Origin of the sequence: Kitasatospora sp. NPDC088391 (genome assembly GCF_044753345.1) — a bacterium.
Classification (GTDB): domain Bacteria; phylum Actinomycetota; class Actinomycetes; order Streptomycetales; family Streptomycetaceae; genus Kitasatospora.
In genome coordinates, this window is record NZ_JBIVNB010000006.1 from 14,787 (window position 1) to 39,368 (window position 24,582).

General features: G+C 72.3%; 20 protein-coding genes. 15 read left to right on the plus strand and 5 right to left on the minus strand.

Annotated features, from left to right (window positions below):
* Positions 1 to 177: 177 nt before the first annotated feature.
* From ACIQBJ_RS19335 to ACIQBJ_RS19365, 7 genes are all read left to right on the plus strand, one after another.
* The gene (locus tag ACIQBJ_RS19335; protein ID WP_400711461.1) at positions 178 to 2,148 is read left to right on the plus strand and encodes a TerD family protein; all 1,971 of its coding nucleotides are present in this window, start codon (positions 178 to 180) and stop codon (positions 2,146 to 2,148) included.
* Positions 2,149 to 2,303: 155 nt separating this feature from the next.
* Entirely contained in the window at positions 2,304 to 2,540 is a 237-nt protein-coding gene (locus ACIQBJ_RS19340; RefSeq protein ID WP_030458280.1) for a toxin-antitoxin system HicB family antitoxin, read from the plus strand.
* Complete coding sequence (locus ACIQBJ_RS19345; RefSeq protein WP_400711465.1) at positions 2,537 to 2,950, plus strand: fic family toxin-antitoxin system, toxin component; 414 nt, start codon at positions 2,537 to 2,539, stop codon at positions 2,948 to 2,950. Before ACIQBJ_RS19340 ends, ACIQBJ_RS19345 begins: the two co-directional genes overlap by 4 nt.
* Positions 2,951 to 3,060: 110 nt before the next feature.
* Positions 3,061 to 3,891, plus strand: a complete 831-nt coding sequence (locus ACIQBJ_RS19350; protein WP_400711468.1) for a putative RNA methyltransferase — start codon at positions 3,061 to 3,063, stop codon at positions 3,889 to 3,891.
* A gap of 98 nt (positions 3,892 to 3,989) precedes the next feature.
* Entirely contained in the window at positions 3,990 to 5,471 is a 1,482-nt protein-coding gene (locus tag ACIQBJ_RS19355) for an ATP-binding protein (protein ID WP_400711471.1), read from the plus strand.
* Entirely contained in the window at positions 5,468 to 5,794 is a 327-nt protein-coding gene (locus ACIQBJ_RS19360; protein ID WP_400711474.1) for a nucleotide pyrophosphohydrolase, read from the plus strand. Before ACIQBJ_RS19355 ends, ACIQBJ_RS19360 begins: the two co-directional genes overlap by 4 nt.
* Positions 5,795 to 5,957: 163 nt before the next feature.
* On the plus strand, positions 5,958 to 6,857 hold the full coding sequence (locus ACIQBJ_RS19365) for a DUF6099 family protein (protein WP_400711477.1): 900 nt from the start codon (positions 5,958 to 5,960) through the stop codon (positions 6,855 to 6,857).
* A 240-nt stretch (positions 6,858 to 7,097) separates the two neighbouring features.
* Here ACIQBJ_RS19365 and dapD read toward each other — a convergent pair whose 3' ends face one another.
* The gene (gene dapD / locus ACIQBJ_RS19370; RefSeq protein ID WP_400711480.1) at positions 7,098 to 8,087 is read right to left on the minus strand and encodes a 2,3,4,5-tetrahydropyridine-2,6-dicarboxylate N-succinyltransferase; all 990 of its coding nucleotides are present in this window, start codon (positions 8,085 to 8,087) and stop codon (positions 7,098 to 7,100) included.
* 101 nt (positions 8,088 to 8,188) lie between these two features.
* Between dapD and ACIQBJ_RS19375 the strand changes: the two genes are divergently transcribed.
* From ACIQBJ_RS19375 to argF, 3 genes are all read left to right on the plus strand, one after another.
* Positions 8,189 to 9,838, plus strand: coding sequence for a 3' terminal RNA ribose 2'-O-methyltransferase Hen1 (locus ACIQBJ_RS19375; protein WP_400711483.1), 1,650 nt, complete (start codon positions 8,189 to 8,191; stop codon positions 9,836 to 9,838).
* On the plus strand, positions 9,835 to 12,438 hold the full coding sequence (locus ACIQBJ_RS19380) for a polynucleotide kinase-phosphatase (protein ID WP_400711486.1): 2,604 nt from the start codon (positions 9,835 to 9,837) through the stop codon (positions 12,436 to 12,438). The genes ACIQBJ_RS19375 and ACIQBJ_RS19380 overlap by 4 nt, the downstream gene beginning before the upstream one ends.
* A gap of 153 nt (positions 12,439 to 12,591) precedes the next feature.
* Positions 12,592 to 13,593, plus strand: coding sequence for an ornithine carbamoyltransferase (gene argF / locus ACIQBJ_RS19385; RefSeq protein WP_400711489.1), 1,002 nt, complete (start codon positions 12,592 to 12,594; stop codon positions 13,591 to 13,593).
* A 22-nt stretch (positions 13,594 to 13,615) separates the two neighbouring features.
* Here the strand turns inward: argF and ACIQBJ_RS19390 are convergent, their stop codons facing one another.
* From ACIQBJ_RS19390 to ACIQBJ_RS19405, 4 genes are all read right to left on the minus strand, one after another.
* On the minus strand, positions 13,616 to 14,152 hold the full coding sequence (locus ACIQBJ_RS19390) for a superoxide dismutase family protein (RefSeq protein WP_400711492.1): 537 nt from the start codon (positions 14,150 to 14,152) through the stop codon (positions 13,616 to 13,618).
* Positions 14,153 to 14,339: 187 nt separating this feature from the next.
* Positions 14,340 to 14,768 (minus strand): type II toxin-antitoxin system VapC family toxin, encoded by a 429-nt coding sequence (locus ACIQBJ_RS19395; RefSeq protein WP_400711495.1) that lies wholly within the window; start codon positions 14,766 to 14,768, stop codon positions 14,340 to 14,342.
* A 51-nt stretch (positions 14,769 to 14,819) separates the two neighbouring features.
* Positions 14,820 to 15,740 carry a hypothetical protein gene (locus ACIQBJ_RS19400; protein WP_400711498.1) on the minus strand — a complete coding sequence of 307 codons (921 nt, stop codon included), beginning with the start codon at positions 15,738 to 15,740 and terminating at the stop codon, positions 14,820 to 14,822.
* A 101-nt stretch (positions 15,741 to 15,841) separates the two neighbouring features.
* The gene (locus ACIQBJ_RS19405; protein ID WP_400711501.1) at positions 15,842 to 16,360 is read right to left on the minus strand and encodes a SigE family RNA polymerase sigma factor; all 519 of its coding nucleotides are present in this window, start codon (positions 16,358 to 16,360) and stop codon (positions 15,842 to 15,844) included.
* 357 nt (positions 16,361 to 16,717) lie between these two features.
* Here ACIQBJ_RS19405 and acnA point away from each other — a divergent pair, with 357 nt between their 5' ends.
* From acnA to ACIQBJ_RS19430, 5 genes are all read left to right on the plus strand, one after another.
* A complete protein-coding gene (gene acnA / locus ACIQBJ_RS19410; RefSeq protein ID WP_400711504.1) occupies positions 16,718 to 19,363 on the plus strand; it encodes an aconitate hydratase AcnA in 2,646 nt (881 codons plus the stop codon).
* A 133-nt stretch (positions 19,364 to 19,496) separates the two neighbouring features.
* On the plus strand, positions 19,497 to 20,804 hold the full coding sequence (locus tag ACIQBJ_RS19415; RefSeq protein WP_400711507.1) for a glycoside hydrolase family 18 protein: 1,308 nt from the start codon (positions 19,497 to 19,499) through the stop codon (positions 20,802 to 20,804).
* 382 nt (positions 20,805 to 21,186) lie between these two features.
* Entirely contained in the window at positions 21,187 to 22,596 is a 1,410-nt protein-coding gene (ngcE, locus tag ACIQBJ_RS19420; RefSeq protein WP_400711510.1) for an N-acetylglucosamine/diacetylchitobiose ABC transporter substrate-binding protein, read from the plus strand.
* 79 nt (positions 22,597 to 22,675) lie between these two features.
* Positions 22,676 to 23,608 (plus strand): carbohydrate ABC transporter permease, encoded by a 933-nt coding sequence (locus ACIQBJ_RS19425; protein ID WP_400712540.1) that lies wholly within the window; start codon positions 22,676 to 22,678, stop codon positions 23,606 to 23,608.
* A gap of 13 nt (positions 23,609 to 23,621) precedes the next feature.
* Entirely contained in the window at positions 23,622 to 24,560 is a 939-nt protein-coding gene (locus ACIQBJ_RS19430) for a carbohydrate ABC transporter permease (RefSeq protein WP_400711513.1), read from the plus strand.
* Positions 24,561 to 24,582: the final 22 nt, after the last annotated feature.

The window sequence follows — 24,582 nt, forward strand, 5'->3', positions numbered from 1 at the left end:
CGGCCGTCCGGACGGGGGAGCACGGGCACGGGAGCCTTCCCGTGCCCGTGCGGCGTTTCCCGGGACCGATTCCGTTCAAGGGGATGGCGTGAAGATCGGGCGGCGGTAGCATCCTCGGAACGTGTGCGCACGGTAACGCTGTGCACGCGTGGTTCGCTGTGTCCAGGAGGGGAAGCCGTGCACGAGTTGACCAAGGGGGCCAACGTCGCCCTGTTCGCCGAGGGGGCCGAGCCCGGGCCGGTGACGGTGGCCCTGAGCTGGACCGACCCGACCGGAGCGGGCGACGCGGACGTGTCGGTGCTGCTGCTGGGGGCGGACGGCAAGGTCCGCCAGGACACCGACTTCCTGTTCTACAACCACCCCGCCACGCCCGACGGTTCGGTGCAGGTGCTGGGCAAGGTGCCGACCGGCAGCGGCACCCAGGACCGCATCCTGATCGACCTCGCGGCGCTGCCCGCCGAGGTGCACCAGGTCGTGCTGGCGGCCAGCCGGTACGCCGGCGCCACCTTCGGCGCGCTCGCCGAACTGCGGCTGGCGGTGCTCGACGGCAGCGGTGACACCCTGGCGGCCTTCGACATCCTCGACGCGGGGGAGGAGACCGCGTTCGTCTTCGGCGAGATCTACCGGCGCGGCGGCGAGTGGAAGTTCCGCGCGGTCGGTCAGGGCTACCGGTCCGGACTCGGCGGTCTGGCCGGGGACTTCGGCATCGACGTCGAGCAGGGCGAGGAGGACGAACCCGACCGCGGGACCGAGCCGTCCGGTCCCGTCGAGCCGTCCGCCGCCCCGGTCCCGGCGGCCCCGGCTCCCGCGGCCGGTCCGGAAGCGCCGGGCGCCGGGCAGCCCGCCGCCGCCAAGCGCGCGGTGCGCACCGCCAAGAAGCGGGTCACCCTGCCGAAGGCCGCGAAGGTGGACCTCGCCGACCACCCGTCCTGGCGTCCGGCCCGGCTGTTCTCGGTGGCCGGGCTGAAGAACGAGCTGGACCGCGAGGTCCGGGCCACCGCCACGCTGCTGTCGGTGATGGCGGAGGTGCCCGAGTTCGGGCGCCGCGTCACCGCGATGTTCAACGCCCCGGCCGGAGTGCTGCAGACGTTCACCGAGACGAGCTTCAAGCACGGGGACGGCACCGTCCGGCCCGACGGCACGATCCGGGTCAGCCGCGCGGGCAAGATCTGGACCGCGCTGGTGGAGACCAAGACCGGTGGCAGCCCGCTGAAGTCGGAGCAGGTGCAGGCGTACCTCGACGTGGCTGCGCGGCACGGCTACGAGACCGTCATCACGCTGTCCAACGACCTCGCGCTGGACGGCGAACCGCCGGTGACGGTGGACCGGCGCCGGGCCCGCAAGGTCGCGCTGCGGCACCTGTCCTGGGCCGAGGTGGCGCACGAGGCCCACCTGCTGTGCCACCACGACGGGGTGGTGAACCCGGCGCACGCCTGGCTGCTGAACGAGTTCCTGCACTACCTGCGGCACGAGAACTCCGGGTGCCACGGCTTCCAGAACATGGGGCCGGCCTGGGTCACCGTCCGCAACGCGATCTCCGAGGGCACCCTGCGCCCGGGCGACCGCAACGCGCTGCGGGTGGTCGAGAACTGGGAGCGGCTCACCCGGCAGCTCTGCCTGCGCCTCGGCGGCGAACTGGGCGTCCCCGTCTCGCCGGTGATCCGCGGCAAGCGGCGCGTCGAGCCGGCCGTCCGGCGGGCCGGGGCGGTGGACGAGCTGGCGGCGACCGGCCGGATGCGGTCCGAGTGGGCGGTCCCCGGCCTGCCCGGGCCGGTCCTGCTGGAGGCGGACCTGCGCACCGGCCGGATCGAGGCGGGCGTGGAGGTGGTGGCCGCCGAGCGCTCCCGGGCGCTCACCCGGGTGCAGTGGCTGCTGCGCCAGCTCGCGGAGTCGCCGGCGGAGCTGCGGATCGAGGCGCTCACCGCCGACGGCGGTCCCGGGCCGTGCGAACTGCTGCGCGCCCTGCGGGCCGAGCCCGGGCTGCTGGTGCCGACCGACGGGGCCGAGATCCGGGCGTTCCGGCTGACCCTGCCGACGGGCATGGGGACCAGACGCGGTGCCGAGGAGACCGGTTTCATCCGCAGCGTGGACACCGTCGTCGACCGTTTCCTGCACGAGGTCCTCCAGGTGCTCAAGCCCGCCGAGTAGCGGCCGCCCCGCCGTTCCGGCCCGGGGTGGGGAAGGGTTGCCGGATCGGGACGGTCGGCCGGTTTTCGCGGGGGCGCGGGCGGACAGGGTGGGGGAGCGGGGGTGCGGCCGGTTTGCGCCCTTGTTGTGCTAGCACTTCGGCGCTAGCGTGAAGTATGGCCAAGAAGCAGCTGAACGTCAGGGTGGACGCGACCACCGCCGAGATGGCCCGCGAGCGGGCGGAGCAGCAGGGGATCAGCATGAACCAGTACATCGAGCGCCTGGTGCAGCAGGACATGGGGGAGGCCGGGCGCAATTTCGTCGACGCCGCGGCCCAGTTCATGAAGGAGCACGAGGCGGTGTTCCTCGCCGAGTTCGGGTCCCCGGGCGAACTCCAGGACGTGCGCCGTTGAAACTTGAGGTCGACCTCTCGTGGCTGCTCATGACCGCGGAGCAGTACACGCCCGGTGACCCGCAGGTCATCGACTACGGATCGCTGCTCGCGGCGATCACCAGGCACCAGGCCGAGATCTTCGACATTCCGGTCTACCCCGAGCCGCAGGACCGGGCGGCCGCGCTGATGCACCAGCTGATCCGGGTGCCCGCGCTGGAGCGCAACAACGAGCTGTTCGCCACCGCCGTGGCCTACGCGTACCTGGTGGCCAGCGGCTGCCGGGTGGCGACCACCGCGCGCGAGGTGCGCAGCCTGGCCCGGGCGATCCGGGAGGGCAAGCTCGGGATCACCGGCGTCGCCGAACGGCTGGCGATGTGGGTGGTGGACGAGAACGAGGAGGAAGAGGTCGGCGACGACGGCGAGGAGTGAGCCGTCCGGCGCGGGCCCGTCAGGGGCCGGGAGAGCGACGAGGCGCCCGCGGGCGGGATACCCTCGACGTTCCCCCGGCCCCTGACGATCTCCGCGAGGACACCACCGAGTTGCTGCAGGACATCGAGCCCTACCTGGTCTGCCCGCACTGCGCCCGCCCGCTGGCGCTGGACGCCCGCACCCTGCGCTGCGCGGACGGCCACAGCTTCGACCAGGCCAAGCAGGGCTACGTCAGCCTGCTCGCCGGGGACGCGAAGGCCGGCACCGCCGACACCGCCGACATGGTCGCCGCCCGGAGCGCCTTCCTGGAGTCCGGCCACTACGCCCCGCTGGAGCGGGCGCTGGCCGGGGCCGCCGCCGAGGTCCCCGCCGAGACCGGGCTGGTGGCCGACCTCGGCGCCGGCACCGGCCACTACCTGGCCCGGGTGCTGGAAGGACGGCCCGGCGCGGCCGGCGCCGCCCTGGACCTGTCCAAGTACGCGCTGCGCCGCGCCGCGAAGGCGCACCCGCGGATCGGCGCCGTGGTGTGCGACGCCTGGCGCCCGCTGCCACTGCGGGACGACGCGGCGGACGTGCTGCTGAACGTGTTCGCGCCGCGCAACGGCCCCGAGATGCGCCGGGTGCTGCGCCCCGGCGGCCGGCTGCTGGTGGCCGCCCCGACCCCGCGTCACCTGCGGGAACTGGTCGGCGGGTTGGGCCTGCTCTCGGTCGACGAGGACAAGGACCGGCGGATCGAGGAGAAGCTCGGCCCGTGGTTCGCGCCGGTGGGGCGCACCGAGGTGGAGTTCGCGCTGCGGCTGTCCCGGGCCGACGCCGCCGCCGTGGTCGGGATGGGCCCGAGCGCCTGGCACACCGACCCGGCCGCGCTGGCGGCCGCCCTGGACGCGCTGCCGGAGCCGGTCGAGGTCACGGGCTCGGTGCGGATCACCGCCTACGAGTGACACCGCGGAACGGGCCCGGGGACGGTTGGGACTCGAAGGGGTGAAAGGGCGTTAGGAGAGACGTTTCTGCAGCTCAGTGCGGGCCTAGAGTGCTCGGAGTGACCAGCGAAGCCCCCTCCGCCCCGCCCCGCCCGCCGACCCGGGCCGTCCCGTCCGGCGCCCCGTGCCCGTCCGGCGTCCCGCGTCCGTCCGATGCCGCCCACCCGCCGGGCGCATCCGGTGTGCCCGGCGTGTCCGGGGCGCCGAGCGCCCCCGGCGCACCCCGCGCGCCCAGGGAGTCTCGCGAGTTCGGCGGGGAGTACCGGCTCCCCGAGGCCGCCCCGCAGGTGAAGCGCCCCACCGTCGAGGAACTGCGGCTGACCTCGTTCAAGTCCTACCGGCGGGCCACCCTGCCGCTCTCGCCGCTGACCGTGCTGCACGGCCCGTCCGGGGCGGGCAAGTCCAACGCGCTGGACGCGTTGAGCGTGCTCTCCCGGCTCGCCCTCGGCGAGGAGATCAAGCCCTCGCTGGACGGCATCGGCGGCCTGAGCGGCCCGCTCGCCGTCGCGGTCCGCGGCGGCCTGGCCGGCTGCGTGCCGCACGGGCGCAACGCGATCATCCTCGGCTGCACCGTCCGCTCCCGCGCCGGATCGATCCGCCTCGAAGTGGTGGTGCGCACCGACGAACGGGTCCGGATCGCCCGCGAGTGGCTCACCCTGGACGGCCAGACCGTGATGGAGACCGGCGAGCAGGACCTCGGCCGCGGCCGGATCAACGTCACCTGGCACAACGACTCCCGGCAGGGCGACATCCGCGCCCCGATGCCCAGCAACCGCCTGGTCACCGCCCAACTGCCGCTCCGGGTCGCCGGATCGACCAACGGCGAGCGCAAGGTGCTGGCCGCCTCCGAGCAGCTGCTCACCGCGCTGCGCGAGGTCTTCGCCCTGCACCCGGTGCCCGCCGCGATGCGCGGCTGGACCCGGCCCGAGCCGCAGGCCCGGCTGCTCGGCACCGCCGCCAACATCTCCGCCGTGCTCGGCCGGCTCAAGCAGGAGTGCCAGCGCCGCTGGGCCCGCCTGCTGCGCGCCGTCCAGACCGCCGCCCCGCACCCGCTGCTCGGCCTGGACGTCGCCCGGCGCGGCGAGGGCGACCGGCAGCGGCTGCTCGCCGTCTTCGACGAGGGCGTGCTCGGCCGGACCGGCGCCGACCAGGCCTCCGACGGCATGCTCCGGCTGCTCGCCTTCGCCGCCGTGCTGCTCACCGGCGCCGACGTGCTGGACGTCGACCCGGCCGGCGAAGTCCCGGACGCCCACCGGCAGTTGGTGCTGCTCGCGGAGGACCTCGGGGCGGGCCTGGCGGCCGACCAGATCGGCGCCCTGCTGGGCCTGGCCCGCGAGGTCACCGGCAAGGGCGACATGCGGCTGCTCGCCGCGCTCCAGGAGCCCGGCCCCGCGCTCGCCCTGGACGGCGTCGAACTGGTCGAGTGCCGGCGCGATCCGGCCACCGGCCACAGCCTGCTGCGCCGCACCGACCCGGGCGGGCGGGTACCGGTCCAGGGCGGCGCGCGCGAGGACGCCCCGGTGGTAGACCTGGGGGCATGAACGACGACCTGACGGTGCCCGAACTCCAGCGGCGGCTGGCCGAGTTCGCCGCCGCGCGCGACTGGGGGCAGTACCACACCCCGAAGAACCTGGCCGCGGCGCTGACCGTCGAGGCCGGCGAACTGCTGGAGGTCTTCCAGTGGTTGACGCCCGAGCAGGCCGCGGCGGTGATGGACGCGGAGGGGACGGCGCACCGGGTCCGCGACGAGGTGGCCGACGTCCTGGCCTACCTGCTGCAGCTGTGCACCGTGCTGGAGGTGGACCCGCTGCAGGCGCTGGCCGAGAAGATCGTGCGCAACGAGCAGCGGTTCCCGGCACCCTGAGGAATCATCCGGTTTTCCCTCCTGCGGGTGACCCGGGTTGTCCACAGGGCCGGGTTGTCCACAGGCGCGTCGAACCCGCTGGGAACCGCCCCGCCGACGGCGGCACGCTGTGTCCCGTCCAGCACCGCCGAAGGCCGGCGGCGGGACGAGGGGAGCGCGCACCGTGGAAGCCCTGCGACTGATCAAGACCGTCCGGCACGCCCTGGCCGAGGCCCGGGCGGCGAGCGACATCCTGCACGAGGCCTGGCAGTCCGGGCTGATCGCCGAAGCCGTCGGCGCCCGGATCGCCGACCACGACGGCGAGGAGTTCGCCACCCTCGGCCAACTGCTCGGCGAGGCCGGGGCGCACACCGCGAGCTGCCTGCGGCAGCCGCCCGAACCCGGCCTGGACGACCCGCCCGGCGGCTTCGCCGGCTGGTCCGGCCCCGGCCTCGTCGAACGGCTCACCGAGATCGGGGAGTTGGAGCCGGTCCTGGTCGAACTCGCCGCGCTGCTCGACGAGATGCGCGAGAGCCTGGTGGTGCTCGCCTGCGGGGCCGACACCGAGAGCCTGTACTGGAGCTGCATCGACGGGCTGGACGCGGGCTCCGAGTGCCGCGACCTGGTGGCCGAACTGCTGCGGGAGCAGCGGCGGACGACGGGCGGGGCGGAGGACTACCCGGAGGATGGATCGGAGGATGGATCGGAGGACGCGGCGGACGGGCCCGATGGCGGTGCGGGCGGCGGTGCGGAGGGCGACGGCATCGCCGGGGAGGGGGCCGGGCGGTGGCCGGGCGGGGCCCGGCGGGAGGAGCCGAGGCTCGTGGTCCCGCTGGGCCCGCCGGTCCCGGCGGGCCGCGCTCAGCCGCGGGGCGAGCCGTCCGCCGCGGTCTCCTGCGCGCCGCGGGTGGCGGAGGAGCGGAGGTCGGAGTCGAGTCCGGCCAGGTCGGTGTTGATCGAGGCGAGCAACTCCTGCATCTGCTCCAGCAGCGACTTCGGGGTGGCGGGAGTGCCGCCCGCGGCGGGCGGCTCGGTCCAGGGCTCGGACATGAGGGGGCCCCTTCCACTCGGTGGTGCGGTGTGAAGCGCCGGGGGTCGGCGCCGCCGGTCCAACGAGCCCCCGCCGGGCGCGGTCACCCCGGACCACCCGTTGAGGTCCAACCCCCGGGCCGGGTCAGCCCCAGGAGTGAGCCGAGTTTGCGGGGGCCGCCCCCGCTCGGCTACAGCACCCGCCGCCGCCCGGCGGAGCCGCCGACCGTGCCCGGAACGCCTCGGGGCGGCCGGAAACCGGCCGCCCCGAGGACGAACACCACCTGACAGGAGGTCAGTTGTGCGCGTGCAGCGCCGCGTTCAGACCGCCCCACGAACCGGAGCGGGCGATCACCTCGACCGCGCCCGACTGCGAGTTGCGGCGGAACAGCAGGTTGTCCTGGCCGGACAGCTCCACCGCCTTGGCGACCTTGCCGTCCGGGGCGGTGACCCGGGTGCCGGCCGTCACGTACAGGCCCGCCTCCACCACGCAGTCGTTGCCCAGCGAGATGCCGATGCCCGCGTTGGCGCCCAGCAGGCAGCGCTCGCCCACCGAGACGACCTGCTTGCCGCCGCCCGACAGGGTGCCCATGATCGAGGCGCCGCCGCCGATGTCGCTGTGGTCGCCGACCACCACGCCCGCGCTGATCCGGCCCTCCACCATCGAGGTGCCCAGGGTGCCGGCGTTGAAGTTGACGAAGCCCTCGTGCATCACGGTGGTGCCCTCGGCCAGGTGCGCGCCCAGCCGCACCCGGTCGGCGTGGGCGATCCGCACGCCGCTCGGCGCGACGTAGTCGGTCATCCGGGGGAACTTGTCGATGCCGTACAGGGCGAGCTGCCCGCCCTCGGCGCGCACCGCCAGCCGGGCCCGCTCCACGTTGCCGACCGGGGTCGGGCCGATCGACGTCCAGGCGACGTTCGCCAGCAGGCCGAAGATGCCGTCCAGGTTCTGGCCGTGCGGCCGCACCAGGCGGGCGGAGAGCAGGTGCAGGCGCAGGTAGACGTCGTGCGCGTCCAGCGGCTTCTCGTCCAGCGAGGAGATCACGGTGCGCACCGCCACCACCTCGACGCCGCGCCGGGCGTCGGCACGGAGCGCCTCGGCGGCGCCCGGGCCGAGCTCCCGCTCGGCCTCCTCGGCGCTCAGCCGGACGCTGCCGGCCGGGCCGGGGGCGGCGGCCAGCTCGGGCGCCGGGAACCAGGTGTCGAGGACGGCGCCGTCGGCGGCGATGGTCGCCAGGCCGACGGCCACCGCGCCACTTGCGGAGGAGGAGGTTTCAGCAGTCACATCCCGCACCGTAACCAATCGGGGCGAGGACTGACCAACACGCTCACCGGACGGACAAAACCTGATGCCCCCGTCCGGCCGCGACAGTCATACTCGACCGGGTGTTCGTATCGATCTCCACTACCGGCACTGCCGAGAACCCCGCCTCCGACCTGGGCTTCCTGCTGCACAAGCACCCCGACAAGGTGCAGCGGTTCACCACCGCGCACGGCACCGCGCACGTCTTCTACCCCGAGTCCGGGGACCACGCGTGCACGGCCGCCCTGCTGCTGGAGGTGGACCCCACGGCGCTGCTCCGGCAGGGCCGCGGCAAGGGCCGGGCCGGCTCGCCGGACCTCGCGCTCGCCCAGTACGTCAACGACCGGCCGTACGCCGCGTCCTCGCTGCTGGCGGTCGCGCTGCGCACCGTCTACCGGTCCGCGATGAAGGGCGAGTGCGCGCACCGCCCCGAGCTGCCCGGCCGGGCGATGCCGCTGCGGATCGAGCTGCCCGCCGTCCCGGTGGCCGGCAGCGAGGGCCCGGCCCTGGTGGAGCGGCTGTTCGCCCCACTGGGTTGGCGGACCGTCGCGACGCCCGTCCCGCTCGACGAGTCCTTCCCCGAGTGGGGCGACTCCCGGTACGTGCGACTCGAACTCGCCGGCACGCTCCGGCTCGCCGAGGCGCTGCAGCACCTGTACGTGCTGCTGCCCGTCCTCGACGGGGCCAAGCACTACTGGGTCGCCCCCGACGAGGTGGACAAGCTGCTCACGGCCGGTCGGGGCTGGCTCGCCGACCACCCCGAGCGCGCCCTGATCGTCCGCCGCTACCTGTCCCGCCGCTGGTCGCTGACCAGGCTCGCCACCGAACGCCTCGCGCTGGCCCGCCTGGCCGAGGCCGACGACCGGGAGGCGGAGGAGCTCGACAACGCCGTCCCGGATGTTCCGGAGGCTCCGGAGACCGCAGAGGCCCCGGAGGTCCAGGAGACCGTCCCGGACGTTCCGCAGGCCCCGGAAGCGGCCCCGGACGCCACCCCGGACGCCACCTCGGACGCGCCGGGCACGCCGGACGCGGCCGCGGTGCCGGAACGCGGCGAGTCGCTGGCCGCGCAGCGGCGGGCGGCGATCCTGGCGGCGCTGGCCCGGACCGGGGCCGCCCGGGTGCTCGACCTGGGCTGCGGGCAGGGCGAGCTGGTCGGCGCGCTGCTCAAGGAGCCGCGGGTGACGGAGGTGCTCGGCGTGGACGTGTCCGCGCGGGCGCTGTCGATCGCCGCCCGCAGGCTCCACCTGGACCGGCTGCCGGAGCGTCAGGCCCACCGGGTGAAGCTGGTCCAGGGCGCGCTGACGTACACCGACGCCCGGCTCAAGGGCTACGACGCGGCGGTGCTGTGCGAGGTGATCGAGCACCTCGACCTGCCCCGGCTGCCCGCGCTGGAGTACGCCGTGTTCGGGGCGGCCCGGCCCGCCTCGGTCGTGGTGACCACCCCGAACGCCGAGTACAACGTGTGCTGGGAGACGCTGCCCGCCGGGCGGATGCGCCACGACGACCACCGCTTCGAGTGGAGCCGCGCCGAGTTCGCGGCCTGGACGGAGCGGGTCGCCGCGGCCTTCGGCTACACCGTTGACCGGGAGCCGGTCGGCCCGCTCGACCCCGAGGTCGGCGCGCCCACCCAGCTCGCCCACTTCCGCCTCGCCGAACCCGGCCCGACCAGCACCCTCGACGCCACCGCCACCCCGTCGAACGACCCCGCCCCGGAAGGGAGCGCCCACCGATGAGCACCGCCACCCCGGAGCCGACCCCTGCCCGGCCGGGCCGCCGGCTGCCCGTCACCGACGTCTCGCTGGTGGTGCTGATCGGCAGCACCGGCTCCGGCAAGTCCAGCTTCGCCCGCAAGCACTTCAAGCCCACCGAAGTGGTCTCCTCCGACTTCTGCCGGGGGCTGGTCGCCGACGACGAGAACGACCAGTCGGCCTCCGCCGACGCCTTCGACGTGCTGCACTACATCGTCGGCAAGCGGCTCGCGGCGGGCCGGCTCACCGTGGTCGACGCCACCAACGTGCAGGACCACGCCCGCCGGGCGCTGGTCGCGCTCGCCCGCGAGCACCACGTGCTGCCGATCGCCATCGTGCTGGACGTCCCGGCCGAGGTGTGCGCCGAGCGCAACCGGGCCCGGCCGGACCGGCAGCTCCCCGCGCACGTGATCCCCCGTCACCAGCGCGACCTGCGGCGCTCGCTGCGCGGGCTGGAGCGCGAGGGCTTCCGCAAGGTGCACGTGCTGCGCGGGGTCGAGGAGGTCGAGCACGCCGAGATCGTCCCGGAGAAGCGGTTCAACGACCTCCGGCACCTGACCGGCCCGTTCGACATCGTCGGCGACATCCACGGCTGCCGCTCCGAGCTGGAGACCCTGCTCGGCCGGCTCGGCTACGCGATCACCCGCGACGAGCGGGGCCGCGCCGTCGACGCCGCGCACCCCGAGGGCCGCACCGCGGTCTTCGTCGGCGACCTGGTCGACCGCGGCCCGGACACCCCGGGCGTGCTGCGGCTGGTGATGGGCATGGTCGGGGCCGGCCACGCCCTCTGCGTCCCCGGCAACCACGAGAACAAGCTGGGCCGCTGGATGGGCGGCCGCAAGGTCACCGTCTCGCACGGCCTGCAGGAGTCGATCGACCAGCTGTCCGGCGAGAGCGAGGAGTTCCGGGCCCAGGTCCGGGAGTTCATGCGCGGCCTGGTCAGCCACTACCTGCTGGACGGCGGCGCGCTGGTGGTCTGCCACGCCGGTCTGCCGGAGAAGTTCCACGGCCGCGCCTCCGGCCGGGTCCGCTCGCACGCGCTGTACGGCGACACCACCGGCGAGACCGACGAGTACGGCCTGCCGGTGCGCTACCCGTGGGCCGAGGAGTACCGCGGCCGCGCCCTGGTGGTCTACGGCCACACCCCGGTGCCGGTCGCGTCCTTCCTCAACAACACCATCTGCCTGGACACCGGCTGCGTCTTCGGCGGCAGCCTCACCGCGCTGCGCTACCCCGAGCGGGAGGTCGTCTCGGTCGAGGCCGAGCAGGAGTGGTACGAGCCGGTCCGCCCGATGCACACGGACGCGCCCGGCGCCCGCGAGGGCCGTCCGCTCGACCTCGCCGACGTGCTCGGCCGCCGGGTGGTGGAGACCGCCCGGCTCGGCAACGTCGCCGTCCGGGAGGAGAACGCCGCCGCGGCGCTGGAGGTGATGAGCCGCTTCGCGCTCGACCCGCGGCTGCTCGCCTACCTGCCGCCCACCATGGCCCCCTCGCCGACCGCCCGGCGCGAGGGCCTGCTGGAGCACCCCGAGGAGGCGTTCTTCGCCTACCGGCAGGACGGGGTGCGGCAGGTGGTCTGCGAGGAGAAGCACATGGGCTCACGGGCCGTCGTCCTGGTCGCCCGGGACGGGGCCGCCCTGGAGAAGCGCTTCGGCCTGCCCGGCCCGGGCGCGATCTGGACCAGGACCGGCCGGGCCTTCCTCGGCGACGAACAGCTCACGGAGGCCCTCCTCGACCGGCTGCGGGCCGCCGCCGAGCGGTCCGGCCTGTTCGACGCGCTCGACACCGGCTGGCTGCTGCTGGACGCCGAGCTGATGCCCTGGTCGCTGAAGGCGATCGAGCTGCTGCGCCGCCAGTACGCCGCGGTCGGCGCGGCCGCCGGCGCCGCGCTGCCCGTCGCCCTGGAGGCGCTGGCCGGGGCCGCCGCCCGCGGGCTCGACGTCGCCGAGCTGACGGAACGCCAGCAGGAGCGCGCCACCGACGCGCGCGCCTTCACCGCGGCCTACCGGCGCTACTGCTGGCCCACCGAGGGCCTCGACGGTATCCGGCTGGCCCCGTTCCAGCTGCTCGCCGCCGAGGGAGCCAACCTGGCGCTGCGCCCGCACACCGAGCACCTCGACCTGATCGACGGCCTGGTCGACGCCGACCGGGAGGCCGCCGGGCGGGCGGGCACCGCCCCGGTGCTGCACCGCACCGGCCGGATGCTCGTCGACACCGGCGACGAGACCTCGATCGCCGCCGCCACCGCCTGGTGGGAGGAGCTGACCGCGGCCGGCGGCGAGGGCATGGTGGTCAAGCCGGTCGAGGCCCTGCAGCGGGACGGCTCCGGGCGGCTGGTCCAGCCCGGCCTGAAGGTCCGCGGCCGCGAGTACCTGCGGATCATCTACGGTCCGGACTACACCCGGCACCTGGACCGGCTGCGGCAGCGCTCGCTCGGCCACAAGCGCTCGCTCGCCCTGCGCGAATACGCGCTCGGCCTGGAGTCGCTGGACCGGCTGGCGGCGGGCGAACCGCTGTGGCGGGTGCACGAGGCGGTGTTCGCGGTACTGGCCCTGGAGTCGGAGCCGGTCGACCCCCGGCTCTGACCCGGGCGCTGACCCCGGCTCCGCCCCGACCCGACCGGGAGGCGCCCCCGTGGTGCCTCCCGGTCGCATGTCGGCCATCACCTTGTTGCATGAATATTCGATGACTCGTATACACTTCCCGTCTCAGTCCGTCGACCGACCCAGGAGACCGGTATGGCGTTCAACCTCCGGAACAGGCACTTCCTCAAGGAGCTCGACTTCACTCCCCAGGAGTTCCGCCACCTGGTCGATCTCGCCGCCCAGTTGAAGGCCGCCAAGTACGCGGGCACCGAGCAGCCCCGGCTGCGCGGCAAGAACATCGCCCTGATCTTCGCCAAGACCTCCACCCGCACCCGGTGCGCCTTCGAGGTGGCCGCCCACGACCAGGGCGCCTCCACCACCTACCTGGACCCGGCCGGGTCGCAGATGGGCCACAAGGAGTCGGTCAAGGACACCGCGCGGGTGCTGGGCCGGATGTTCGACGGCATCGAGTACCGCGGCGACGGCCAGGACGTGGTGGAGGAGCTGGCCGCCCACGCGGGCGTCCCGGTCTGGAACGGCCTGACCGACGAGTGGCACCCCACCCAGATGCTGGCCGACGTGCTGACCGTCCGGGAGCACTCCGCCAAGCCGCTGAACGAGACCACGCTGGTCTACCTCGGCGACGCCCGGTTCAACATGGGCAACTCGCTGCTGGTCACCGGCGCCCTGCTGGGCATGGACATCCGGATCGTCGCCCCGGAGCAGCTGTGGCCCGCCGAGGAGGTCCGCAAGGCGGCCGAGGCGCTGGCCGCGACGACCGGCGCCCGGATCACCCTGACCGAGGACGTCGCGGCTGGCGTGGCCGGCGCGGACTTCCTGTACACCGACGTCTGGGTGTCGATGGGCGAGCCCAAGGAGGTCTGGGCGGAGCGGATCGCGCTGCTGAAGCCCTACCAGGTCTCGATGGACACCGTCCGCGCCACCGGCAACCCGGCGGTCAAGTTCCTGCACTGCCTGCCCGCGTACCACGACCTCGGCACCGAGATCGGCCGGCAGATGCACGAACTGACCGGCATGTCGGCGCTGGAGTGCACCGACGAGGTCTTCGAGTCCGCGCACTCCGTCGTCTTCGACCAGGCCGAGAACCGCCTGCACACCATCAAGGCCGTGATGGTGGCGACCCTCGGCTCCTGACGCCCCGCGGGCGGAGGGGGCGTCAGAAGTCGACGTCCACGCAGGCCACCCGGTCGGCCGGGGCGTGCCGGCCGGCGGGGGTGCCCGCGTGCAGGACCAGCGAATGCGCCTCGCCGGGCCGGAACTGCCAGGGGACGCTCGCGGCGGCCGCCGCCGCCCCGCCCGGGTCGGTGCGCAGCGTCATCCGGACCTCGTTGTCGGGGGCGTCCGAGCCCGCGACCTGCTGGTAGTGCGGACCGGAGGCGGCCGGGTCGGCGCCGCAGGACCCGGTGTGCACGTGCGCCGGGAACTCGTGCGCCCCGGCCACCCCGGAGAGCTCGACCGAGACGGTGGTGCGCCCGGCGGCCCGGCCGACGGTGACCCGGACCTGCGCGCCGTACGGCACCAGGTCGGGCGCGTGGGTGATCGCCCGGGCCGGGACGATGCCGTTCGCCCGGTCGAACCGGGCGTCCACCACCCGGTCGGTGGCCGGAGCGGCCGGGCCCTCGGTGCCGGGCGGGCTGATCGGCAGCAGGGCGAGCGGCACCAGCAGCGCGCCGGTGGCGGGGGACAGGGGCATCGCGGACCTTCCGACGGGCCGTCAGGGAACACCGCCCACCGTGGCCGCCGACCCGGCTGCCGCGCACGCCGCCGTGCCGCACCGCCGCGCACAGTCACCCGTACGGGAACACCGCCCGGGACGCGCTGCCGCACCAGTTCGACACCCCGCCACCCCGCCACCCCGTCGCGCCCCGCCCCCGGGCCCGTCAGTCGGCGGCAGGCCCGGCGGGCCGGTCGGCCGGGGCGATGCCGCGGATCTCGCAGCGCGGCCCGGTGGCCCGCATCAGGCGCAGGTCGGCGGTGACCAGCGCGGCGCCGTGCCGCTCGGCGACCGCGACGTAGGCGGCGTCGTCGGGGGTCAGGTTGTCCTTGAGCTCCCAGATCCGGTCGAGCAGCGGGGCGACCGGCACCTTCCGGACGGCCAGTTCCGGCAGCTGCCGGGCGAGTTCGGCGACCCGCTCGGCGGTCAGCTCCTTGGCCAGGTACAGCCCGCGCAGCGACTGCATCACCTCGATCAGCACGTGCTCGGGCGCCAACCACTCGGGGTCGGCGGCCAGTTCGGCCCGCGCGGCGTCACCGCGCGGCCCGGGGTCGGAGAGGGACAGCACCACGGCGGAGGCGTCGACCACGATCATCCGCCCACCGTAGCCCGCCGCCCCACCTCCGCCGCCGCCCGGGCCCGTCCCTCAGTGGGCGCCGCCCCCGGTCCCGCCGTCGGTCTTCCCGGTCGGTGTGCCGGCGCCCGGCAGCGGCAGGCCGCCGACCGGCAGGTTGATGGACTTCGGGTCGGGGTGGGTGCCGACCGGGTGCTCCTTCCGGGCCTTCCCGGCCTCCTGCTCCGTGACCCAGGGGCTCCAGATCGGGTTGGTGGCGATCCCGGTCAGGGCCTGCCGGTCGACTCCCGGGGGGGTGTCGGCGGTGCCGATGGCCTGCGCGATGATCCGGAGACCGGTCCGGTTCACCAGGTCCACCTGGTGGACGACCCGGTTCTTCTGGTCGCGCCCCGTGATCACCACCCCGACCGGGACGGAGCCGGACATCACGGGGACGCAGTTGTCGACGGCCGGGTAGGTCGCGCAGTCGTAGCGCACCGCGAGCTCCGGGGCGGCGGGCGCGGGGTACTGCAGTTCGACGCCGACGGACGCCCACGCGCCGTTCGACCAGACCGCCGCCTGCGTGATGGCAGCCACCGAGCCGGGGCCCTTGAGGTTGGTGCTGAAGTCGTACGCGTCGCCGCGGTGCTCCGGCGGGACGGCGGGGAGCAGCGGCCGCAGGGTCTCGTACAGGACCGACGCGTCGACGGGCACCATGCCCGGCGGCGGAGTGGTGGCGCCGGGGACCGGCGTGGCCGGGAGGGCGGGGCTCGACACGGTGGGGGCGGCCGCAGTCACGGGGGCCGGGGCCGCGCCGGAGCGCAGCAGCACGCCGCCGGTGACCGCGGCGGCCAGGACGGCGGCGACCGCGCCACTGAGCGCGACCCGGCGGCGGCGCCGGATCGACCGGCCCTCGGCGGTGGCGCCGGCGACCAGTAGCCCGAGGTCGGGCGCGGCGCCGCCGACCGCCCGGACGAAGACGTCGCTGACGTCGTTCAGCTCCTGTTCGGGCATCGGGGAGTTCTCGCTTTCTGTTCTGACGGTTTCTGTGTCCGACGATCGGTCGGTCGGTTCCCGGGGCGGGGGCCCACGGGCCGGAGAGGGCCCAGGAGGGCTCAGGAGGCGAAGGAGTCCAGGTGCGGGGAGAGCCGGCCGCGCAGCTTGTTGAGCGCCCGCAGTGCCCGGACCCGGACGGTGCCGGGGGTGAGCTGGAGCTCGGCGGCGGTCTCCTCGACGCTGCGGTCCTCCCAGTAGCGCAGGACGAGGACGGCCCGGTCCTTGGGCGGCAGCTCGGCGAGCGCGCCGAGCAGGGCGACCCGCAGTGCGGGGTCGTGGTCGGCGGCGGCCTGCTCGGGCACCAGGTCGAGCACCGGCAGTTCGGTGCTGCGGCGCAGCCGCCGGTGCGAGAGGTAGCAGCGGACCAGGACGGTGCGGGCGTACGCGGCGGGGCTGTCGGCGTCCCGGACCTTGCCCCAGGAGGCGTAGATCCGGGCGAGCGCGGTCTGGGTGAGGTCCTCGGCGAGGTGCCAGTCGCCGCAGAGCAGCAGCGCGGTGCGGAACAGCGCGGTGCCCCGGGACCGGGCGAACTCCTCGAACTCGCGCAACTCCTCGGCCGCCCTGCGCCGCCCCACCATCACCCGCGTGCCCCCGTCCGGTTCCCGTTCCCGCCCCTGCACAGAACAGGACGCGCGGGTCGGACGGTTGCGTTACAGGCTTCGGAAGAATCTTCTGTGGCGGGTGGTGCGCACGGGGCGTGCACCGGTTTGCGCGGCGGGACGTGCCGGTGAAGTGTGGGCAGGACCCATGCACTATGGTTTATCTCGACATCGAGATACATTCCGCGTTACGCTTTATCTTGACGTCAAGATACTTGCCGAGAGGCGCGGGGCCTCCGGGGGAGGCCCGGGCCTCCATCCTCGGCCCGGTAAGCGGCGGCAGTCAGGTTAGCTAAGGCTTACCTTATCACCGGGTGGACCAAGAAGGAGTCAGTCGTGTCCGCGAACAGCTTCGACGCCCGCAGCTCGCTGCAGGTGGGCGACGAGTCGTACGAGATCTTCAAGCTCTCCGCCGTCGAGGGTTCCGAGCGGCTGCCGTACAGCCTCAAGGTCCTGCTGGAGAACCTGCTCCGCACCGAGGACGGCGCGAACATCACCGCCGACCACATCCGCGCCCTGGGCGGCTGGGACCCGACGGCCGAGCCGTCCGAGGAGATCCAGTTCACCCCGGCCCGGGTGATCATGCAGGACTTCACCGGCGTGCCCTGCGTGGTCGACCTGGCCACCATGCGCGAGGCCGTGAAGGAGCTGGGCGGCGACCCGTCCAAGATCAACCCGCTGGCGCCGGCCGAGCTGGTCATCGACCACTCCGTCATCGCCGACAAGTTCGGCACCCCGGACGCCTTCGTCCAGAACGTCGAGATCGAGTACGGCCGCAACAAGGAGCGCTACCAGTTCCTGCGCTGGGGCCAGACCGCGTTCGACGAGTTCAAGGTCGTCCCGCCCGGCACCGGCATCGTGCACCAGGTCAACATCGAGCACCTGGCCCGCACCGTCATGGTCCGCAACGGCCAGGCGTACCCCGACACCTGCGTCGGCACCGACTCGCACACCACCATGGTCAACGGCCTGGGCGTGCTGGGCTGGGGCGTCGGCGGCATCGAGGCCGAGGCCGCGATGCTCGGCCAGCCGGTCTCGATGCTGATCCCGCGCGTGGTGGGCTTCAAGCTGAACGGCCAGCTGCCGGCCGGCACCACCGCCACCGACCTGGTGCTCACCATCACCGAGATGCTGCGCAAGCACGGTGTGGTCGGCAAGTTCGTCGAGTTCTACGGCGAGGGCGTCACCGCGATCCCGCTGGCGAACCGCGCCACCATCGGCAACATGTCGCCGGAGTTCGGCTCGACCTGCGCGATCTTCCCGATCGACGCCGAGACCATCAACTACCTGAAGCTCACCGGCCGCGACGAGCAGCAGCTCGCCCTGGTCGAGGCGTACGCCAAGGAGCAGGGCCTCTGGCACGACCCGTCGGTCGAGCCGGTCTTCTCCGAGTACCTGGAGCTGGACGTCTCCACCGTCGTCCCGTCGATCTCCGGCCCGAAGCGCCCGCAGGACCGCGTGGTCCTGGCCGAGGCCGCCGCGAAGTTCGCCGAGGCGCTGCCGACCTACTCGGCCGAGGCGTCGAAGCCGACCGCGGTGACCGCCCCCGACGGTTCGACCTACGAGATCGACAACGGCGCGGTCGTGATCGCCTCGATCACCTCCTGCACCAACACCTCGAACCCCTCCGTCATGCTGGGCGCCGCCCTGCTGGCGAAGAAGGCCGTGGAGAAGGGCCTCACGGTCAAGCCGTGGGTCAAGACCACCCTGGCCCCCGGGTCCAAGGTCGTCATGGACTACTACGAGAAGGCCGGCCTGCTCCCGTACATGGAGAAGCTGGGCTTCAACCTGGTCGGCTACGGCTGCGTCACCTGCATCGGCAACTCGGGCCCGCTGCCCGAGGAGGTCTCCGCCGCGGTGAACGAGTCCGACCTCGCGGTGGTCTCGGTGCTCTCCGGCAACCGCAACTTCGAGGGCCGGATCAACCCCGACGTCAAGATGAACTACCTGGCCTCCCCGCCGCTGGTGGTCGCCTACGCCCTCGCGGGCAACATGAACGTCGACATCACCAAGGACGCGCTGGGCCAGGACGCCGACGGCAACGACGTCTTCCTCGCCGACATCTGGCCCTCCGAGCAGGAGGTCGCCGACACCGTCGCCGGCTCCATCGACGAGGCCATGTTCGACAAGGGCTACCAGGACGTCTTCGCCGGCGACCACCGCTGGCAGTCGCTCCCGGTCCCGACCGGCAACACCTTCGAGTGGGACGCCGAGTCCACCTACGTCCGGAAGCCCCCGTACTTCGAGGGCATGGCCAAGACCCCGAGCCCGGTGACCGACATCGCCGGCGCCCGCGTGCTGGCCAAGCTGGGCGACTCGGTCACCACCGACCACATCTCCCCGGCCGGCAACATCAAGCCGGGCACCCCGGCCGCGCAGTACCTCACCGAGCACGGCGTGGAGAAGCGCGACTTCAACTCCTACGGCTCGCGCCGCGGCAACCACGAGGTGATGATCCGCGGCACCTTCGCCAACATCCGCCTGCGCAACCAGATCGCGGAGGGCACCGAGGGCGGCTACACCCGCGACTTCACCCAGGCGGACGCGCCGGTGTCGTTCATCTACGACGCCTCGCAGAACTACCAGGCCGCCGGCATCCCGCTGGTCGTCCTGGCGGGCAAGGAGTACGGCTCCGGCTCGTCCCGCGACTGGGCGGCCAAGGGCACCGCGCTGCTCGGCGTCAAGGCCGTCATCGCCGAGTCCTACGAGCGCATCCACCGCTCGAACCTGATCGGCATGGGCGTCCTGCCGCTGCAGTTCCCGGCCGGCCAGAACGCCGACTCGCTGGGCCTGACCGGCGAGGAGACCTTCGAGTTCACCGGTGTCACCGAGCTGAACGAGGGCCGCACGCCGAAGACCGTCAAGGTCAAGGCCGGCGAGATCGAGTTCGACGCGGTCGTCCGCATCGACACCCCCGGCGAGGCGGACTACTACCGCAACGGCGGCATCCTGCAGTACGTGCTGCGCAGCCTGATCGGCTGATCCGGCAGTAGCACCCGGGAGGCCGGACCGCGTCGCGCGGTCCGGCCTCTTGTGCGTTCCGGGCGCATGGACTAAACCTCTCCATCAGCACATGGTCCATACCAATTGACGCTGAATCGGAGAGATTCACGGAATGACCAGACGCACATCGGCGGTCCTCGCGGCCGTGCTCATCGCCTCCTTCGCCGCCACCCCGGCCCAGGCCCACGAGAAGAACCACCGCCTGCAGGGCCAGCGGGTCGGCTACTTCACCCAGTGGGGTGTCTACAGCGGCTTCTCGGCCAAGAAGGTCCAGGACAGCGGCCAGGCCGGCAAGCTCACCGTGCTCAACTACGCCTTCGGCAACGTCTCGGCCGACGGCACCTGCTTCGAGGCCAACGGCGCCGGGGTCGGCGACGCCTGGGCCGACTACCAGCGCCCGGTGGGCGCCGAGGAGGCGGTGGACGGCGTGGCCGACACCGCCGAGCAGCCGCTCAAGGGCAACTTCAACCAGATCCGCAAGCTCAAGGCGGCGAACCCGCAGCTGCGCGCGGTGGTCTCGCTCGGCGGCTGGAGCTGGTCCAAGTACTTCTCGGACGCGGCGCTCACCGACGCCTCGCGGAAGAAGTTCGTCTCCTCCTGCCTCGACCTGTACCTCAAGGGGAACCTGCCGCAGCTGGGCTCCGCCGAGGGCGGCGCGGGCGCGGGCGCCGGGGTCTTCGACGGCATCGACATCGACTGGGAGTACCCGGGCGGCGGCGGTGACGCGGGCAACGTGGTGCGGCCCGAGGACGGGAGGAACTACACCCTGCTGATGCAGGAGTTCCGCCGCCAGCTGGACGCGCTGTCCGGCCGGAGGGGCCCGCACTACCTGCTCACCGCGGCGGTGCCGGCCGCCGAGGGCAAGATCGACCAGTTCGAGGTCGGGAAGGTCGCCAGGTCGGTCGACTGGCTGAACCTGATGACCTACGACCTGCACGGCCCGTGGGAGGCCCAGGGGCCGACCAACCACGACGCCAACCTGTACCCGGACCGGGCGGACGCCTCCGGGCTGAAGCTGGGCGTGGACCGCACGGTGCGGGCCTACCTGGACCGCGGCCTGCCCGCGAAGAAGGCCGTGGTCGGCGTCCCGTTCTACGGCTACGGCTGGACGGGCGTGCCGGCCGGTCCGAAGAAGAACGGCCTGTACCAGTCTGCCACCGGCCTGGCCCGGGGCGGCAACCTGCCCTACAACCAGATCAAGGACCTGCCGGGTACGGTGTTCACCGACCGTTCGCACGGGGCCACCTGGAAGTACGACGGCACCGAGTTCTGGACGTACGACACCCCGGAGCTGCTGACCCGCAAGGCCCGTTACGTCGAGCAGAACGACCTGGGCGGGGTGATGGCCTGGTCGCTGGACAACGACGACGCCCAGGGCACCCTGGTGGCCGCCCTGGACAAGGGCCTGCGGGACGACTGACCCCCCGGAAGGCGTCCTTCCGCACCCCTCCGCGCGCGGCTTCGCGCTCATGGTTCCCGAACCGTGATGCGCGAAGCTGCGCGTTTCTATGTTCAAACGAACAGTAACGCGCTAGATTCGCGCTCGCGGCTGACGCGGACGCGCAATGTGAAGGGACCCTGCACATTGCACATGCTGCATCGCCGACAACGGTTCGACTGTCAGGTTTGTTATCGGACCCGTTGACTATTGCCGCTGAGTGAACAGTGGACTATACCTTTGCAGCATCATCACACCGCCTCTGACCGGCACCTTCGCCGCTGGGCACCTTCTGGGCAACGGGAGTTGACGCACTGTCAGCTCCGGTCCACATCTCTTCTGGAACTGAGGGGTTAGGGCACGCATGGGCTCTGCAACTGAGTACAACCGCCGCGATCTCTTCAAGCGCGCGGCCGCCATCACCGTGCTGGCGGCCGGTAGCAGCTCGCTGCTCGCGGCCTGTGCCGGCGGTACCGGCAGCAGCGGTGACAAGGGCGCCAAGGCGGCTGGTGGCTTCAACCTGAGCGACGCCAAGAACCCGTTCGGGGTCAAGGACGCCGACGGCCTCGAGGTCTTCATCTTCGACGGCGGCTACGGCAACGAGTACGCCAAGTCCTTCGAGGCGATCTACTCGAAGCAGTTCCCGGGCGCGAAGATCAACCACCAGGCCGACAAGGACGTCACCGGCAAGCTCCAGCCGCGCTTCAACGCCGGCTCCCCGCCGGACGTCATCGACGACTCGGGCGCCAAGCAGATGAAGCTGGACGTCCTCGCGGACTCCAACCAGCTCACCGACCTGGCCCCGCTGCTGGACGCGCCGTACATCGACGACCCGTCCAAGAAGATCCGCGACGTGCTGATGCCCGGCACCGTCGAGTCCGGCACGGTCAAGGGCAAGGTCTACAACCTGTCCTACGTCTACACCGTCTTCGGCTGGTGGTACTCGGGCAAGCTGTTCAAGGACAACGGCTGGACCGCGCCCAAGACCTGGGACGAGTTCATCACCCTGTGCACCCAGATCAAGGCCAAGGGCATCGCCCCGGTCGCGCACCAGGGCAAGTACCCGTACTACATCAACGTCGTCATGATGGACATGATCGCCAAGCAGGGCGGCCTGGACCTCATGAAGCGGATCGACTCGCTCGACGCCGCGGCGTGGGACGACCCGGCCGTGAAGACCGCCGTGACCGCGTTCTACCAGATCGTGGACAAGGACTTCCTGCTCCCCGGCACCAACGGCATGACCCACACCGAGTCGCAGACCGCGTGGAACCAGTACAAGGCCGCGTTCATCCCGTCCGGCTCCTGGCTGGAGAACGAGCAGCTGCCGACCACCCCGGCCGACTTCGACATGAAGTTCCTGCCGATGCCGTCGCTGGCCGGCGACAAGCTGCCCTTCGAGGCCATCCGCGCCGGTGCCGGTGAGCCCTTCATCGTCCCGTCCAAGGCCAAGAACGTGGCCGGCGGCCTGGAGTTCCTGCGCAAGATGCTGACCAAGGAGGCCTCGGGCAAGTTCGCCCAGACCGCCAACAGCCTCACCTGCCTCAAGGACGGCGTGGGCCCCGAGGTCCAGCTGAAGCCGGGTACCGCCTCCACCGTGGTGGCGCTGAAGGCCGCGGGTTCCAACACCTTCAACTTCCAGTACCCGAACACCGCCTCCAAGTTCGACGAGGACCTGCAGAACGCCTCGGGCGAGCTGATGGCCAAGCGCATCGGTCCCGACGAGTGGATCAAGCGCGCCAAGGAGTCGGCCACCAAGAACAAGACCGCCTGATCAACGGTCACTTGAACAACGCACCGGGGGCCCCGAACCGCCCCCGGTGCGTCTTCCTGACGGACAGGAGAAAGTGACCATGCGTCACGGCAAGTACCCCTTCATCGTGGGGTTCCTCTTCCTTCCGATTCTGCTCTACGTCGGCCTGGTGCTCTGGCCGTACGCGCAGACCTTCGGATACTCCCTGACCAACTGGTCCGGGGCGAGCCAGGAGATGGATTTCGTCGGCCTGGACAACTACACGAGACTCCTCGATGACGAGGTCTTCGCCGGCGCGCTCTGGCACAACCTGCTGCTGCTGATCCTGCTGCCGGTCGTCACCATCCTGATCGCGCTGTTCTTCGCCTTCATGCTGAACGTCGGCGGCAAGGGCGGCACCGGTGGCGTCCAGGGCGTCAAGGGCGCGGGCTTCTACAAGGTCGTCTTCTTCTTCCCCCAGGTGCTCTCGATCGCCATCCTCGCCGTGCTCTGGGGCGCGGTGTACCGCACCGACCAGGCCGGCCTGGCCAACGGCATCCTGATCAAGCTCGGCCTGGCCAGCGCGAACGATCCGGTGCAGTGGCTGTCCGACCCGGACATGGTCATGTGGTGCGTGCTGGCGGTGCTGGTCTGGTCCGGGGTCGGGTTCTACCTGGTGCTGTTCTCGGCCGCCATGCAGGGCATCCCGAAGGACATCTACGAGGCCGCCCTGCTGGACGGCGCCAAGCGCGGCCAGACCTTCTTCAAGATCACCCTGCCGCTGCTCTGGGAGACCGTCCAGACCGCCTGGGTCTACCTGGCCATCGTCGCCATGGACGCCTTCGCGCTGGTCTCCTCGATCACGCCCGGCGCCTACTTCGGCGGCGGCCCCGACCACCACAGCGAGCTCATCTCGACCTACCTGATGCGCAGCTTCCTGCGCAACGGAGAGGCGGGCTACGCCTGTGCGATGGGTGTGGTGATCTTCTTCTTCACCCTCATCCTGACCGTCGTCTCGCTCTGGGCCACCAAGCGCGACAAGATCGAGTACTGAGCGGGGACCGGACATGAGCACTCTCGACAAGACCGCGAGCGTCCCCGGTCAGCGCGCCTCCGGGCCGAAGCCGGACCGGACCCAGCGCTTCGCCGACGGCGGCGGCGCCCTGAACGTCTTCTCGCACGGCTTCCTGGCCATCTGGGCCGTCCTGATCGTCCTCCCGCTGGTCTGGGTGGTCCTCGGCTCCTTCAAGACCGACTCCCAGATCAACGGCTCCGCCTGGAGCTGGCCCGCGCACTGGGGCTTCGACGCCTTCTCCCGGGCCTGGTCCAAGGGCATCGGCGGCTTCTTCACCAACACCGTCATCGTGCTGCTGGGCTCCGTCACGCTGACCATGCTGCTCGGCTCGATGGCCGCCTACGTGCTGGCCCGCTACGAGTTCAAGGGCAACCGGTTCATCTACTACCTGTTCGTCGCGGGTTCGATGTTCCCGGTGTACCTGGCCCTGGTCCCGCTGTTCTTCATGGTCCGCAACCTCGGGGAGATCTCCCCGTACCTCGGCCTGAACAGCTACGCCGGCCTGATCCTGGTGTACGTCGCCTACTCGCTGCCGTTCACCGTGTTCTTCATGTACTCGTTCTTCCGCACCCTGCCGAGCGCGGTGCACGAGGCGGCGATGCTGGACGGCTGCTCGCACACCCGGACGTTCTTCCAGATCATGGTGCCGATGGCCAAGCCCGGCCTGATCAGCGTCGGCATCTTCAACGTGCTCGGCCAGTGGAACCAGTACATCCTGCCGGTCACCCTGATGCAGCCGACCACGGCCGGCGAGGCCGACCACTCGATGCTCGCCCAGGGCCTGGTCAACCTGGCCCTGCAGTCCGGCTACAAGAGCGACGCCCCGGCGCTGTTCGCCGGCATGACGATCGCGATGCTGCCGGTGCTGGTGGTGTACCTGTCCTTCCAGCGCCAGGTCCAGGCCGGTCTGACCTCCGCCACGCTGAAGTGACGGGCTGACCGCGGCGCGCCCG